We start from the raw sequence: 14,681 nt of genomic DNA, 5'->3' as shown, positions 1-14,681 counted from the left end.
ATGGCGCATGACCGCCTTCGCCACCCTGCCGCTCAAACCCGCCCTGCTCGCCAGCCTCGAAACGCTGGGCTACACCGCCATGACGCCGGTGCAGGAGCAAAGCCTGCCGCCGATGCTGGAGGGCCGCGACGTGATCGCGCAGGCGCAGACCGGCAGTGGCAAGACCGCCGCGTTCGGCCTGGCCCTGCTGCAGGCCCTGCAGGTGGAGACGATCCGCCTGCAGGCGCTGGTGCTGTGCCCCACGCGCGAACTGGCCGACCAGGTCAGCAAGGCGATCCGCAAGCTCGCCGCCAACATCCCCAACGTGAAGCTGCTGACCCTGTGCGGCGGCATGCCGCTGGGGCCGCAGCTGGCCTCGCTCGCGCACGACCCGCACATCGTGGTCGGCACGCCCGGCCGCGTGCAGGAACACCTGAAGCGCGGCAGCCTGCACGGCGGCGGCATCCAGGTGCTGGTGCTGGACGAGGCCGACCGCATGCTGGACATGGGCTTCAGCGAAGCGATCGACGACATCGTGGGGCGCATCGCGAAGCACCACCAGACCCTGCTGTTCTCGGCCACCTATGCCGACGAGATCCGCGCGGTGAGCGGGCGCGTGCAGCACGACCCAGTGGAAGTCACCGTCGACGCGCCAGTCGAGGCCCGGCCGGCCATCGAGCAGCAGTTCATCGAGGTGGAGCCGGCACACAAGCTCGACGCGCTGGCGCAACTGCTGGCCGGCGAGCGCGGGCAGCATGCGCTGGTGTTCTGCAACATGCGCAAGGACGTGGACGCGGTGGCGCAGGAGCTGGACCGGCGCGGCTTCTCGGCACTGGCCCTGCACGGCGACATGGAACAGCGCGACCGCGACGAGGTGCTGGTGCGCTTCGCCAACCGCAGCTGCTCGGTACTGGTGGCCACCGACGTGGCGGCGCGCGGCCTCGACATCACTGCGTTGCCGCTGGTGATCAGCCACGACATCGCGCACGACCCGGACACGCATACCCACCGCATCGGCCGCACCGGCCGCGCGGGCGAATCGGGTCTGGCGATCACGCTGTGCACGCCGCGCGAGCGCCCCAAGGCGGCCAACATCGAGGAAGCGCTGGGCACGGCGTTGCCGTGGCGCACGCTGAAGCCAGCGCCGCCACGCGGCAAGACGCTGCACCTGGCGCCGATGAAAACCCTGGTGATCGACGCCGGCAGGCAGGACAAGCTGCGCCCCGGCGACATCCTCGGCGCACTGACCGGCGACGCCGGGCTCGACGCCAAGGACATCGGCAAGATCGACGTGTTCGCCACGCGCGCCTACGTGGCGATCACGCGCGCGCTGGCCAACAAGGCACTGGAAAGGTTGCGTGCCGGCCGCATCAAGGGCCGCAATTTCCGCGTGCGGCCGCTGGGCTGACGCACGAACCGCCCCCGCGCCGCCATGCCCCACGACGACATGCCTCCCGGAGAAAGCGCATCGCCGCCGCTGCATGATGCGGACGCCCTCGTCGCCCGGGGCAAGTCGCAGATGACACGGGGTGCCTTGGCCGATGCCGCGCGCAGTTACCGGCAGGCCATCGCGCTCAAGCCCGACCACCTTGAAGCGCACTACCTGCTGGGCAATGCCCATGGAGCCCAGGGGCAGCTGGACGAAGCCGCGGACAGCTTCCGGCAGGCGCTGGCGATCAGGCCCGATTTCATCGAGGCGCATGCCAGGCTTGGCCATACCCTGCTGGCGATCCATCGGCCCGCCGAAGCCGAAGCACACTTCCTGCAGGTGCTGGCCGCACGCCCGGGCGACGCGGGCACGCACAACAGCCTGGGCATCGTGTACCGCGAACAGTCGCGGCTGGCCGAGGCCGAAGCCTGCTACCGCCGCGCGCTGGCGATCAGGCCGGACTACGCCGAAGCGCACAACAACCTGGGCAATGCCCTGCGCGACCAGGGCCGCCGCGACGAAGCCGAGTCCAGCTACCGGCAGGCGCTGGCCATCCACGACCGCTTCGCCGAGCCGCACTTCAACCTCGGCAACATCCTGCGCGACCAGCTGCGGCTGGACGAGGCCGAACAGAGTTACCGGCACGCGCTGGCGATCAAGCCCGACTACCTGATGGCGCTCAACAACCTGGGCCTGTGCCTGAAGAAGCAGGGCCGCGTGGAGGAAGCCTGCGCCTGCTTCGAAGCCGCGATCGCGCTCAAGCCGGACTTCCTGCAGGCGCATTGCAACCTCGCGCCCTTCCGCACGCATGCCGCGGACGACCCGCACCTGCGCATCCTCGAGGAGCAGCAGCACCAGCTCCCCGGCCTGCCGCCGGCAGGGCGCGTCAACTACTGGTTCGCGCTCGGCAAGATGCGCGAGGATGCCGGCCGGCACGACGACGCCTTCGCGGCCTATGCGGAAGGCAATCGCCTGCAGCGCACGCGCTTCCCGCACGACGAGGCGCGCGAAGCGGCGCTGGCCGCGCGCCTGCGGTCGATCTTCCATGCCGACTTTTTCGCAAACCCTCCACCATCGTCCCAGGCCGGCAGGACGCCGATCTTCATCGTCGGCATGCCGCGCTCTGGCACGTCGCTGATCGAGCAGATCCTGGCCAGCCATCCGGGCATCCACGGTGCCGGCGAGCTGACCGACCTGCATGACGTGGTGCACTCCTTCGACACACCTGCGTCCGCCTATCCGGAAATCGCCGCCACGCTCTCCGCCGAGGCCTGCCGGCAATTGGGCGAAGCCTACGTGGAACGCGCGTGGCGGCATGCCCCGCATGCGACCCACATCACCGACAAGCTGCCGGCCAATTTCCTGCACGTGGGCATGATCCACCGCATGCTGCCGCACGCGAAGATCATCCATGCGATGCGCGATCCGATGGATTCGTGCTTCTCCTGTTACGCGCGCCTGTTCGAAGGTGGCAATCTCGACTTCAGCTACGAGCTGGGCAGCCTGGGCCGCTACTACGTGCGCTACATCGAACTGATGCGGCACTGGCACCGCGTGCTGCCGCCCGGCACCGTGCTGGACCTGCGCTACGAGGACATGGTCGCCGATACCGAGGGCCAGGCACGCCGCCTGCTCGACTACCTCGGACTTCCCTGGGATGCGCGCTGCCTCGATTTCCACCGCAACGGGCGCATCGTGCGAACCGCCAGCATCGCCCAGGTGCGCAAACCGATCTATCGATCCTCGGTGGCCCGCTGGAAGCATTTCGAGGCGCACCTCGCGCCTTTGCTGGAGATCGTGCGGGATTACCGCTGACTGGCGATTTGCTTGGTTTGGCTTGGCTTTGCTCTGGCCGTTGCTTCTGCGCGCAGGAGCGCGCTGCTTTCCCGGGGCTCCTATGCGGCGGTGAGGCGGGGACGATCAGGCCGCGCAGCGGGCGAGTCCATGGATGGACTCGCCTTTTCGACCGGACAGGAGTCCGGCCGAAAAGCCCGGCCACGCCTCACGTACTCGCAGGGCCGGATGCCCGGAGAGCGCCGCATCGGGGTGGCCTCTCTTTTGGTTACTTTTCTCTGGCCACACAGAGAAAAGTGACTCGGGCCGCGGCAGCGGCTCGAAACGCTTTGTCACTTGCGATAAGACGCAATGAACAAAAGCCCCGCTCCCCTACCCCTCTCCCGCAAGCGGGCGAGGGGATTACTGCTGGAGCCAACGTGCCGCGCCACGCCCCGCGAGCAAACCGCTGGCGAAGCAAGCAGTCAGCAGGTAGCCGCCCGTCGGCGCCTCCCAATCCAGCATCTCGCCCGCGCAGAACGTGCCCGGACGCGCGCGCAGCATCAGATGTTCATCGAGCGCTTCAAGGCGGACGCCACCTGCCGTGCTGATGGCCTCGCCCAGCGGACGCGGCGCACGCAAGGTCAACGGCAGTGCCTTGATGCGTGCGGCAAGCGCAACCGGATCGGCAAGCGCAACCTTGTCGGCAACCTCGAACACCAGCGCGCATTTCGCGGCATCCAGATGCGCGCGGCGACGCAACCAGTCGCCAAGGCTGTGCTTGCCGCGCGGCGCGGCGAGGCGCTCGGCCAGGGCGACCCGGGGGATGCCCGGTGCAAGGTCGAGGTGCAGCATCGCCCCGCCATCCCGCGCGACGCGTTCGCGCAAGTCCGCGCCGATCGCGTAGACCAGGCTGCCCTCGATGCCGTATTCGCTGAGCACGCATTCGCCCTGCCGCGCCTGCGCGATGCCGTGGCGATCCAGCCAATGCGCCACCACCGACTTCAGCGGCGCACCGGCGAAGCGCGTACGCAGGTGTTCGCTCCATGCGATCTCGAAGCCGCAGTTGGCGCTTTGCAGGGGTGCGATGTCGACGCCGGCGTCGCACAAGGGAGCCACCCACGCACCATCGGAACCCAGCTTCGGCCAACTCGCGCCGCCCAGCGCCAGCACCACGGCATCGGCCGCGACGATGCGTTCGCCTTCCGCCGCGGCGAATCGCAGCGCGCCACCGCCCGTCCAGCCCAGCCAGCGATGGTGCATGTGGAAGGTGACGCCTGCCGCGCGCAGGCGATGCAGCCAGCGGCGCAGCAGCGGCGCGGCCTTCATGTCGGCGGGGAACACGCGGCCCGAGCTGCCGACGAAGGTTTCCACCCCCAGCCCGCGCGCCCAGTCGCGCAAGGCATCGGCATCGAAGGCACGCAGCCAGCGGGCGACTTCCCCGCGGCGCTCGCCGTAGCGTTCGACGAAGCGTGCGAACGGTTCGCCGTGGGTGAGGTTGAGTCCGCCCTTGCCGGCGAGCAGGAATTTCCGCCCCACCGAGCCCATGGCGTCGTACAGATCGACCTGGATGCCGTCGGCGCAGGCGGCTTCGGCCGCCATCAGGCCGGCCGGACCGCCGCCGACGATGGCCAGTCGCGGGGAAGAGTCTTGCGTCATGCGCCCATGGTCGCATGCGCGCCGGGATATTCCATCGGCATCGTTGCGATCATCCACGATCGCGAGCATCAGACAGGTGGCCATCCTTGGCCACACTCTCGAGCACCTTTGCAATCGTCCCTGGTCGCGAGAATCAAAAGAGCCCGGCCTTGCGACCGGGCTCCGGGTTTGCAGCTCGCGTGCTGCGCTTACTGCACGTTCAACGTGACGTCGTCGAGCGTGAAGTCGGTGTTGCCGGAAGACGAGGTCTCCTTGCCGGTGAACTTGATGGTCACCGTCTGGCCGATGTAGGCGGACAGGTTGGCGGATTCCAGCGCATAGCCGGTGTTCTTGTTGGCGTTGGTGAACGAACCCACCGTCGCCAGCACCGAGCCCGAGCTGTTCAGCACCTGCACCGTGAAGGTATCGACCGCCGAGCTCTTGGTGGTGTCGATGTGCAGGTAGTACTGCAGCGTGGCCGTGGTGTGGCCGCTGGGAATGGCCACCTTCTGCGACACCGTGTCGGTATGCGAGGTGCCGTAGCCATCCAGCCAGGCGAACCACGAACCGGCATGTGCGCTCTCGCCGCTGCCGCAGTAGCTGGACGACGAGGTGGTGGTGGTGCACAGCGTGCCCGAGCTCATCGTCCACGGCGAAGCCGTGCCGGTTTCGAAGCCGGTGTTGCCGAGCACCTGGGTCGGCGTGCCGCCGCCACTCGACGTGACCGTCACCGAGCCCGACTTGGTGCTGGTGGCACCGGTGTTGTCGGTCACCGTCAGGCTGACCGTGTAGGTGCCTGCTGCGGTATAGGTGTGGCTCGGGCTGGCCGCGGTCGAGGTGCCGCCGTCGCCGAAGGTCCACGAGTAGGTGCTGATCGTGCCGCCGGTGTCGGTGGACGTGTTGGTGAACGTCGCCGTCAGGCCGCTCGTTGTGTCGGTGAAGCTGGCCACCGGCGTACCACCGGTGGTACCGCCGCCGCTACCGGCCACATTGGCCACGAAGTTGGCGATGTTGATCGAGCCGAAGCCGGTGGTGTAATCCCAGCCCACCGCGGCGGTCTCGCCGCTGTTGTTGCCGGAGGTCACGTCATGGAAGTCGGTCGAGTAATGCGACGCGGCGTCGGCATAGATCAGCGGCGCAGCGAAGCCCAGCGAGGACTTGGTCGCCAGCACGCGCGCCCAGGTACCCACGAACAGCGGCGAGGCGAGGCTGGTGCCACCGATCTGTTCGCTGGATCCATCCACGATCACGTTGGCGCCGCTGTCCGGGCTGGCGTCGAAGGCCACGTCGGGCAGGCCGCGGTACTTGCTGCCCGCGTTCTGGCCCACGCCGCTCTGCCAGCTCGGCTGCGGCTCGAAGGTGCTGGGGCTGCCGCCGGTCGCGCCCTCGTTCTCGCTGAGGTTGTTCCACACCGTCTCGTTGGTCCAGGTGGTGCCCGAGGTGTACAGCTCGGTGCCGCCCACCGCCACCACGTACTGCGAATCGGCCGGCCAGCTCGGCACGATGCCACCGGTGCCGCACTCGTCCGCGCCGCTGTCGCCGGAGGAGATCGAGAAGGTCTGGCCCTGCGCGTCGGCCTGCTCGAAGATGCTGTCGCCGGTGGCCGCGCCGCTGGTCTCCATGCCGGTCTCGCAGCCGCCGATCGAGACGTTGATGATGCGCACCACGTTGGCGGTGACTGCCGCGTTGAAGTCGTCCACCAGCGGCTGGGTGTCCAGGCTGGAGGTGTCGTACAGGTAGAACGCCTTCACGCCACCCGCCATGCCGGCGATGTCCTGGGTGTCCAGGTCCCACTCGCCGTCGCCGCTGGTGCTGGTGCCGCCGCCGTCCACCGTCACCACGTTCAGCGGGATGCTGCCGAGGCTGGGATGCTGGCTGAGGAACGAGCTGAAGTCGGTCTTGATGTTGGTCATGCTGCCGGAGGTGATCACGCCGACGTTGATCGTCGAACCGGTCGCCGTGCTGCCCGCGTTGTAGATCGTGGGGAAGTCGGTCGGCGCATGCGCGCTGGCGGTGCCGCTGGTCGCGTTGGGATGCACCGGCGTCAGCACGTGGAAGGTATGCACGGTCTGCAGACCCAGCACTTCGTTCACGATGCCCTGCAGCGATGCCGGGATCTGCACGTCGCTGGAGGTGCCGTAGGCATTGCGGCCGTCATGCGTGTGCACGCTGACCAGCGAGGTGCGGAACGCGGCGGCAGCGGTGTCGGCGCGGCCTTCGCCGGTCACCAGCAGGCGGTTCGGCTCGACGGTGACGTTGCTGAAACCGGACTGCCGCAGGTAATCGGCCACCTGCTGCGCCTGCTCCTGCGTCGGCGCATACAGCTCATTGAACTGCGCCGGGGTCAGGTTGGGATGGTGCGGATTGGCGACGAACGCATCCAGCTGCGCCTTGTTGCGCAGCTTCAGCGATACCGCGACGCGCATCGGATGCGCAATGTCCAGCGCACCGACGACCCGGTCCCCCGTCTGCAGGGTGGTGGCATGGCGGATGGAAGCGAACTGCGCTGTGCCGACCGCACCGGTGGCGCAGACGGAAGAAGAGGCAGCAGCCAGGGCGATGGCGGCGGCCAGTGCTTTCAAACGAACGTGATGCATGGATGACTCCCCAAGTTTTCGGGGCGAGCGGACCCTACGCGGCCGCATGACCCCGTGGCAAAGAACATGTCGCATGCGTGCGACTCCGGAATTGCTGCTTGCCAGACGGTTCCCAGGCGCCCTTCTGCGGTGGCCGTTCCCCCGTGCAGATTCCCTCTCACGGCCGACCCTAGGCTTTGCCTGACAGCCACCGCCCCCGCGGTTGCCGCTCGGAACCGTTCGCTGCGCTCCCCGCAGCGAACCCGTCGAAACTACGCAACGGAATTTGCACCCGTCAATATCAGGAACTGCAAATCCTTACCGCCCGCACATTAGTCGTTCATTTCCATTTCATATTGAAACGTTCGTTCAATGGATTGACCTGCATCATTCGCAAACAAATGCGACGCCAGCCAATCCGCGCGGGCTCCGCAGATTGCCTGCAGCGCCTTGCGATTGCGCTTTCGCAGGACATTGCAGGGCAGCGGCACACAACAGGATGACGCATAGCGCCATGCAATAATTCACGATTATCGAAAGTTATTGCTTTTCGATCTGACGAATTACCACCCTGGCGATTTATCTCGATCCAGTCGTTTCAAACCATCCAGCCGATCCGGCCATTCCCATGGCAGTCCCGGGATCGGCCATCGCACAGCAATGACGGCACGCACCTGCACCCGGCTCCGCGCGACCACGCTGGCACGGCGCCGACCTACCCTGTAAAAAGCCGTACGGCGCACCGGACGAGGGCGCCACGGCACAACCGGACGGCTGTGCCGCCATGGACGACACCTGGGGGAATACAACCGATGAAATGCAAACTGCTGCTGGTCCTGCTGGCCGCATCCGTGTGCCTGGCGCCCGCATACGCCACCGGCGAGGCGCCATCCGCGTCTTCGTCGGCGCCCGCCGCTCCCGCCGCCGACGCCCATGCCAGGGTCGAGGAAGTGCTGCACAGCCTGCACCCGGTGTCCGGCCAGGTCGCCATCCCCGAGGCGCAGGCCACCCTGCAACTGAAGCCGGGCTACGGCTATTTGCAGGCGGCCGACGCCCGGCGCGTGCTCACCCAGCTGTGGAACAACCCGCCGGACGACAAGGTGCTGGGCATGATCCTGCCCTCCACCGATCCCGCCGTCGTGCTGGACGAGCATTCCTGGGCCGTGGTGGTCACCTATGTCGACGACGGCTACGTGTCCGACGAGGACGCCGGCAAGATCGACTACGACGACCTGCTCAAGAACATGCAGAAGGCCACGCAGGCGGAGAACGAGGAGCGCACCAAGCGGGGCTATCCCACGATCGAACTGCTGGGCTGGGCCGAGCCGCCGCACTACGACGCCGCCAGCCACAAGCTGTACTGGGCGCGCAGCCTGGCCTTCAAGAGCCCCGACGGCAGCGCGGACGGCCACACGCTGAACTACGCGATCCGCGTGCTGGGCCGTCGCGGCTACCTGTCGCTCAACGCAGTGGCGCCGATCGAGGAACTCGGCAAGGTGCGCGCCGACATGCCGGCCGTGCTGGCGATGACCGACTTCGACGCCGGCCAGCGCTACGCCGACTACGACGCCAGGACCGACAAGCTCGCCGCCTACGGCATCGCCGCGCTGGTCGCCGGCGGCATCGCCGCCAAGGCCGGCCTGTTCGCCAAGCTCGGCCTGATGCTGCTGGCGCTGAAGAAGTTCATCATCATCGGCGTGGCCGCCGTGGCCGCCGCGATCCGCAAGCTGTTCAAGCGCAAGCAGTAGCCGATGCAAGGGGCGGGTCGCGCGGTGGCACCCATGCCGCCGCGCGCGAACCATACACGCAGTGTCCGCTGGCCAGGCGACTGCGCCGCATGGGCGTCCGCCATCAAGCGCGATGGAACGGCGCCAGCTCGGGCTGGTGCACGAAGTAGCCCTGCAACGCATTGACGCCGAGCTCGGCCAGCGCCTGCACCGTGGCATCGTCGGCCACCCATTCGGCCACCACCTTCAGGCCGAGCTGGTGGGCGATGTCGGTGACGGCGCGCACCATCAGGCGGCTGACCGGATCGGTGAGCATGTCGCGCACGAAGCTGCCGTCGATCTTGATCGCATCCACCGGCAGGTTCTTCAAGTAGGTGAACGAGGACATGCCCGCGCCGAAGTCGTCCAGCGCGATGCGGCAGCCGACGGCGCGCAGGCGCCCCATGCAGCGCACCACCGCGGCGAGGTTGCGCACCGCCACGGTCTCGGTGATCTCGAAGCACACCCGCCGCGGATCCACCCGGTAGAAGCCCAGCCAGTCGACGATCTGGTCGGCCAGCGCGGCGTCCTCGATGCTGGCGCCGGAGAGGTTGATCGAGACCATGCACAATGCCGCGCCCGCCGGGTGCAACTGGTCGAAATGGGCCAGCGCGGTCTGCACCACCCAGCGATCGATGGTGGGCATCAGGCCGTAGCGCTCGGCCGCGGGCAGGAACACGCCGGGCGGCAGCAACGCGCCGTTTTCATCACGGTAGCGCAGCAGCAGTTCCGCGCAGATCCCGTCGCCCGCCGCCGGCTGCACCGGCCTGATCTCCTGGTAGGCGAGCAGCAACAGGCCCTCGTCCACTGCCCACTGCAGGCGTTGCGCCCATTCCATCTCGCCGCGCCGGCGCTGTGTCTCGCCGTCGCGCTCGGAGTGGAAGTGCACGCGGTTGCGGCCACGTTCCTTGGCGAGGTAGCAGGCGGCATCGGCCTGCGACAGCAGGTCCTTGGCCTGCGTGCCGTGCCCATCGACCAGCACGCCGCCGATGCTGGCGCTGACCAGGTAGCTGCGCTGCTCCCAGGTGAACACGTAGCCGTCGATGCTGCGGCGCAGGCGCTCTGCCATCTGCTCGGCGACCGCCAGGCTGGTCATGCCGAAGGCAAGGATGCCGAACTCGTCGCCACCCAGGCGCGCCAGCACGTCGATGTCGCGCAACTGGCGGCGCATCACCGCGGACAACTGCACCAGCAACTGGTCGCCGGCGAGATGGCCGGAGGTGTCGTTGATGAGCTTGAACTGGTCCAGGTCCACGTACAGCAGCGCGGCCTGCATGTCCGGCCCGGCCGCGGCCAGCGCGGCGCACAGGCGCCGCTCGAATTCATGGCGGTTGTACAGCTCGGTCAGCGCGTCGTGGCTGGCCTGGTAGCTCAGGCGCTCGGTGAGCCGGCGCTGTTCGCTGATGTCGCCGGCCACCATCAGCAGCTTGTCGCTGCCGTGCGTCGCGACGTGCGCGATCGCCACGTTGGCCCAGAAGCGCATGCCGCTTTCGTCGATCAAGCCGGCCTCGACCTGCTCCCCGGCGGCGGCGCCGGCCAGCGCCGCCGGCTGCGCGTCCTCGAACAATTCGGCGAGCCGGTGCCCGGTGACGCCTGCACCGAACCGGGCGCGCGCAGCCTGGTTGGCGTAGACGATACGGCCGCCGTCGGTGCTCGCCAGCAGCACCAGCGCGGGAAGGTGCTCGTTGAGCGTGCGGAAGCGCTCCTCGCTTTCGCGGTAGCGGCGGCTCATGCGCCAGCCCAGTTCCAGCGCGCGGTGGCGCGTGCCGACGATGGCGTACACCAGCATGGCCAGCAGCACGCTGGCCAGTGCGCCGGCCAGCAGGATGGCCCAGTGCCACGCGTCGGCGCGGATCGCCAGCGGATACATCGCCACGTCCCATTTGCGGCCGCCGTGCACCAGCGTGCGCCCGTAGCGATAGCCGGCGGCGGACGGCAGCGCGCTGCCCGGCGCGGAGTCGTACAACAACCGCGGCACCGGGTCGGTGACGTCACTCACGCGCAGGCGCAGCACGCGGGCCATGCCGTCCGGCACGCTGTCGCCGATCAGGCTGTTCAGGCGGAACGAGGCGGATACCGTGCCCAGCTCGCGTGCGCGCCGTTCCACGATGTCCTGCGGGATGGCGCCGGGGCTGAACACCGGCAGGCTGAGGATGACGCCCCGCTCGCTGCCGGCGCCATTGCCCGGCTGCACCAGGTGCATCGGTGCCGACATGGTCACTTCGTCGCTGTCGCGCGCGCGCAGCAGGCCGGCGAGATTCTCCTTCTGGCCGGCTTCGTCCAGCCCGATCAGGATCGCATTCGCCTTGCGCGGCTCGGTGAGCCGGACGACGTAGTGCACGCCATCCGCATCCTGCGTGCGCGACGCATAGGACAACGCCAGCAGATCGGGGAAGCGTTCGCCCGGCCGCATGTTGCGGTAGAAGTCCTCGAATTCGCCGGGTTCCACCGAGTCGGAGGCGAGGTACAGCGACTGCGTGGCGCGCATCAGGGTTTCGAGCAACTGCAGGCGGCCCTGCAGGCCCGCATAGACCTTGTTGGCGAGTTCGGTGCGCGCCGACCTCTGCTCCACCTGCTCGCGCCGCCATTGCTGGTTCTGCACCAGCAGGGAGAGCGCCAGGCCCAGCAACAGGGCCAGCAGGCTCCACAGGCAAGCCGGCGTCCGCCAGTGCGGCGACGGTCGCCGCTCCGGCCCGGCGTTGCCGGCCTCGTCGGCAGGCGTCGCGTCCGCGTTGTCGCCTTTCCCCTGCGTGGACAAATCCGGTTTCCTGCCGATGCCTGCGCCGCCCGGCCGCTACGTCGCAAACGGCGGGAATGCATGGCCATCCTGGCCTCGTTCCGCGCTGCAGGCCGCTAGCGCCGCTCGCGCGGCTTGGCCCGGTGCGTCGGCGTGGCGGTCCAGGGATCGTCCGGCCACGGATGCCTCGGGTAACGGCCCTTCAGCTCTTTCCTCACTTCCGGGTAGGTGCGCTCCCAGAAGCTGCGCAAATCCTGCGTGACCTGTATCGGTCGGCCGGCGGGGGACTGTAGGTGCAGGGTCACCGCCACGCGGCCGCCGCCCACGCGCGGGGTGTCGGCCAGGCCGAACAACTCCTGCAGCTTCACCGCCAGCACCGGCGGCGCATCGGGCGCGTATTCCAGCCGGCGCGTCTGGCCGCTGGGCACCCGCAGCGCATCCGGGGCGTGGGTGTCCAATGCCTGCCGCTGCGCGTGGTCGAGCAGGGCGGACAGCGCCTGCGAAAGTTCTTCCGCATCCAGCGCATCCAGCCGGTGCTTGTCGCCGAGGCAGGGCGCCAGCCAGTCGTCCAGCGTGGCGAGCAGGTGCGCATCGGAGACGTCGGGCAGGCCCAGTTCCGGCATCCACTCGCGCAAGGCCTGCACGCGCAGGCGCAGGCGGCGCGCGTGCTCGCTCCACGGCAGCGCATCCAGTCCCTTGCCGCGGATCGCGGCGAGCAGGGCGGGCAAGGCATCCTCCGGCTGCACCGGCACGCTGCGGCGCTCCAGCACGATGGCGGCGTAGCGGTGTTCCTCGAACGCCTCCGCCGCGCCGCGCGCCTCGTTCCAGCGCAGCGCGCGTTCGCGCACGAAGCGTTGCGGGTAGTCGCGCTCCAGCACGCGCGGATCGAACGGCGCGGCGGCGAGGATCAGGCTGTCGCGCGCCTCGTGGCGCAGGTCCAGCGCCACCAGCCACGGCTCGCCCAGCAAGGCTGTGTTGTCGTGCAGGCGCGCGCCGCGGCCGTTGGCCAGCGTGTAGCGCAGCGGATTGCCCTCGTCGCGGCGCGCGATGCGGTCGGGGAAGGCATGCAGCAACAGGTCGCCCACGGCATGGCTGTCGGGCGTGCCGCTGGCGGGCGTGCGGACGTCCAGGCGCCTGCGCCAGCCCTTGGCGGCCTGTTCGATGGCGGCCAGCGCGCCGGCGTCCGCGCCATGGCCGCGGCGGTCGCGCCACGCATGCAGCGCCGCCACGCGCAGGCGGAAGTCGTCGCTGCGCGACTGTTCGCCACGCAGCGGCGAGCGCGCCTCCATCAACGCAAGCAGGTCGGCGGCCAATGTGCGCAACGCGTCCGGCGCGCGCAACGCGGCCGCGCCCAGGCGCGGTGTGGCGCCCAGGGCCAGCATGCGCCGGCCCAGCGCGGCGATGCGGCCGTCGCCGTCCAGCGCACCGAGGTTCGCCAGCAGTTCGCGCGCCTGCGCCAGCGCGCCGGGCGGCGGCGCATCCAGCCAGGGCAAGCTGTCGCTGCCCCATGCCGCCAGCTCCAGCGCAAGGCCGGAGAGCTCCGCCTGCGCGATCTCCGCGGTGCGCGCGGGATCCAGCCTTTTGCTTTGCGGCCACAGGCGATACGCGACGCCTTCCGCCACGCGCCCCGCGCGGCCCGCGCGCTGGTCGGCGGAGGCCTGCGAGATGCCCACCGTCTCCAGCCGCGTGAAGCCCGAATTCGGATCGAAGCGCGGCTCGCGCGCCAGGCCGCTGTCGATCACCGCGCGGATGCCGGGCAAGGTGACGCTGGACTCGGCCACGTTGGTGGCCAGCACGATGCGGCGCGTGCCTGCCTCCGCAGGAGCCAGCGCCCACTGCTGCTCCGCGAGGGACAGCTCACCGTGCAGCGGCACGATCTCGATGTGCGCATCTTCCCCTCTCCCGCTTGCGGGAGAGGGTGCCCCGACAGGGGCGGGAGAGGGCACGGGCGAAGCATGGCCTCGCGCGCTGGCCGAACCCTCTCCCCCGGCCCCGCTCCCGCGAGCGGGAGCGGGGAGGGAAAGCGGGGCATCGCGTGCGACGGTTTCTTCAAGCACCGCCTGCGCCCGCGCGATCTCGCGCCGCCCCGGCAGGAAAGCCAGCAAGTCGCCGTCGTTCTCCGACAGCGCCTGCTTCGCCACGCGCGCGAGGTGATGCTCCAGGCTTTCCTGCGTGCGCGCCGGCGGATATTCGATGCGTACCGGGTAGCTGCGGCCCGGACTGGCGAGCCGCGGCGCATCCAGCCAGCGTGCGATGCGTTCGCCATCCAGCGTGGCGGACATCACCACCAAGCGAAGATCGGGCCGCAGCGTGGCCTGCACGTCCAGCGCCAGCGCGGCGCCGAGATCGCCGGCGAGATGGCGCTCGTGGAATTCGTCGAACAGGATCGCGCCGATGCCCGCCAGCTCCGGATCGTCCTGGATCAGCCGGGTGAGGATGCCTTCGGTGACCACCTCGACGCGCGTGGCCGCACTCGTCCTCGACTCGAAGCGGATGCGGTAGCCGACGGTCTGCCCCACCTCCTCGCCCAGTTGCCGCGCCATGAATTGCGCGGCGGCGCGCGCGGCGATGCGGCGCGGCTCCAGCATCACGATCTTCCGGCCAGCCAGCCATCGCGCGTCAAGCAGCGCCAGCGGCACCTGGGTAGTCTTGCCCGCGCCGGGCGGCGCCTCCAGCACCAGCCGCGGCGTCGCGGCGAGCGACGCGCGGATGTCGGGAAGCAGCGGGGTGATCGGGAAGCTGGATGGCGCGGGATTCATGCGCGGCGATGATAGCGGCCGGCA

Annotated in this window: 7 protein-coding genes; 3 read left to right on the top strand and 4 right to left on the bottom strand. The window is 69.2% G+C overall.

Annotated elements, in window-relative coordinates:
* The first annotated feature begins 7 nt into the window (after positions 1-7).
* Together dbpA and IHE47_RS07820 are read left to right on the top strand one after the other, a co-directional pair.
* Positions 8-1,387 (top strand): ATP-dependent RNA helicase DbpA, encoded by a 1,380-nt coding sequence (gene dbpA, locus IHE47_RS07825; RefSeq protein WP_192105333.1) that lies wholly within the window; start codon positions 8-10, stop codon positions 1,385-1,387.
* Between the two features lie 24 nt (positions 1,388-1,411).
* Entirely contained in the window at positions 1,412-3,223 is a 1,812-nt protein-coding gene (locus IHE47_RS07820; RefSeq protein ID WP_343227456.1) for a sulfotransferase, read from the top strand.
* Positions 3,224-3,604: 381 nt separating this feature from the next.
* On the opposite strand, the gene IHE47_RS07815 is transcribed toward IHE47_RS07820, so the two are convergent.
* Both IHE47_RS07815 and IHE47_RS07810 read right to left on the bottom strand, forming a co-directional pair.
* On the bottom strand, positions 3,605-4,840 hold the full coding sequence (locus tag IHE47_RS07815; RefSeq protein ID WP_192105331.1) for a TIGR03862 family flavoprotein: 1,236 nt from the start codon (positions 4,838-4,840) through the stop codon (positions 3,605-3,607).
* A 188-nt stretch (positions 4,841-5,028) separates the two neighbouring features.
* A complete protein-coding gene (locus IHE47_RS07810; RefSeq protein WP_192105330.1) occupies positions 5,029-7,416 on the bottom strand; it encodes a protease pro-enzyme activation domain-containing protein in 2,388 nt (795 codons plus the stop codon).
* A 791-nt stretch (positions 7,417-8,207) separates the two neighbouring features.
* Between IHE47_RS07810 and IHE47_RS07805 the strand changes: the two genes are divergently transcribed.
* Positions 8,208-9,143, top strand: a complete 936-nt coding sequence (locus tag IHE47_RS07805; protein ID WP_192105329.1) for a DUF2167 domain-containing protein — start codon at positions 8,208-8,210, stop codon at positions 9,141-9,143.
* 103 nt (positions 9,144-9,246) lie between these two features.
* Here the strand turns inward: IHE47_RS07805 and IHE47_RS07800 are convergent, their stop codons facing one another.
* Together IHE47_RS07800 and hrpB are read right to left on the bottom strand one after the other, a co-directional pair.
* Entirely contained in the window at positions 9,247-11,919 is a 2,673-nt protein-coding gene (locus tag IHE47_RS07800; RefSeq protein ID WP_225561695.1) for an EAL domain-containing protein, read from the bottom strand.
* A 95-nt stretch (positions 11,920-12,014) separates the two neighbouring features.
* Entirely contained in the window at positions 12,015-14,657 is a 2,643-nt protein-coding gene (gene hrpB, locus IHE47_RS07795; RefSeq protein WP_192105328.1) for an ATP-dependent helicase HrpB, read from the bottom strand.
* Positions 14,658-14,681 lie beyond the last annotated feature (24 nt).

It is taken from the genome of Rhodanobacter sp. DHB23 (genome assembly GCF_014842975.1).
Taxonomy (GTDB): Bacteria; Pseudomonadota; Gammaproteobacteria; order Xanthomonadales; family Rhodanobacteraceae; genus Rhodanobacter_A.
Note: the sequence above shows the minus strand (reverse complement) of the source record. Positions and strands in the feature narration are given on the sequence as shown.

What these genes read in the sequence shown, in the direction of transcription:
- dbpA (WP_192105333.1), top strand. Translation starts at nt 8, where the DNA reads ATGACCGCCTTCGCCACCCTGCCGCTCAAACCCGCCCTGCTCGCCAGC.
- IHE47_RS07820 (WP_343227456.1), top strand. Translation starts at nt 1,412, where the DNA reads ATGCCCCACGACGACATGCCTCCCGGAGAAAGCGCATCGCCGCCGCTG.
- IHE47_RS07815 (WP_192105331.1), bottom strand. Translation starts at nt 4,840, where the DNA reads ATGACGCAAGACTCTTCCCCGCGACTGGCCATCGTCGGCGGCGGTCCG.
- IHE47_RS07810 (WP_192105330.1), bottom strand. Translation starts at nt 7,416, where the DNA reads ATGCATCACGTTCGTTTGAAAGCACTGGCCGCCGCCATCGCCCTGGCT.
- IHE47_RS07805 (WP_192105329.1), top strand. Translation starts at nt 8,208, where the DNA reads ATGAAATGCAAACTGCTGCTGGTCCTGCTGGCCGCATCCGTGTGCCTG.
- hrpB (WP_192105328.1), bottom strand. Translation starts at nt 14,657, where the DNA reads ATGAATCCCGCGCCATCCAGCTTCCCGATCACCCCGCTGCTTCCCGAC.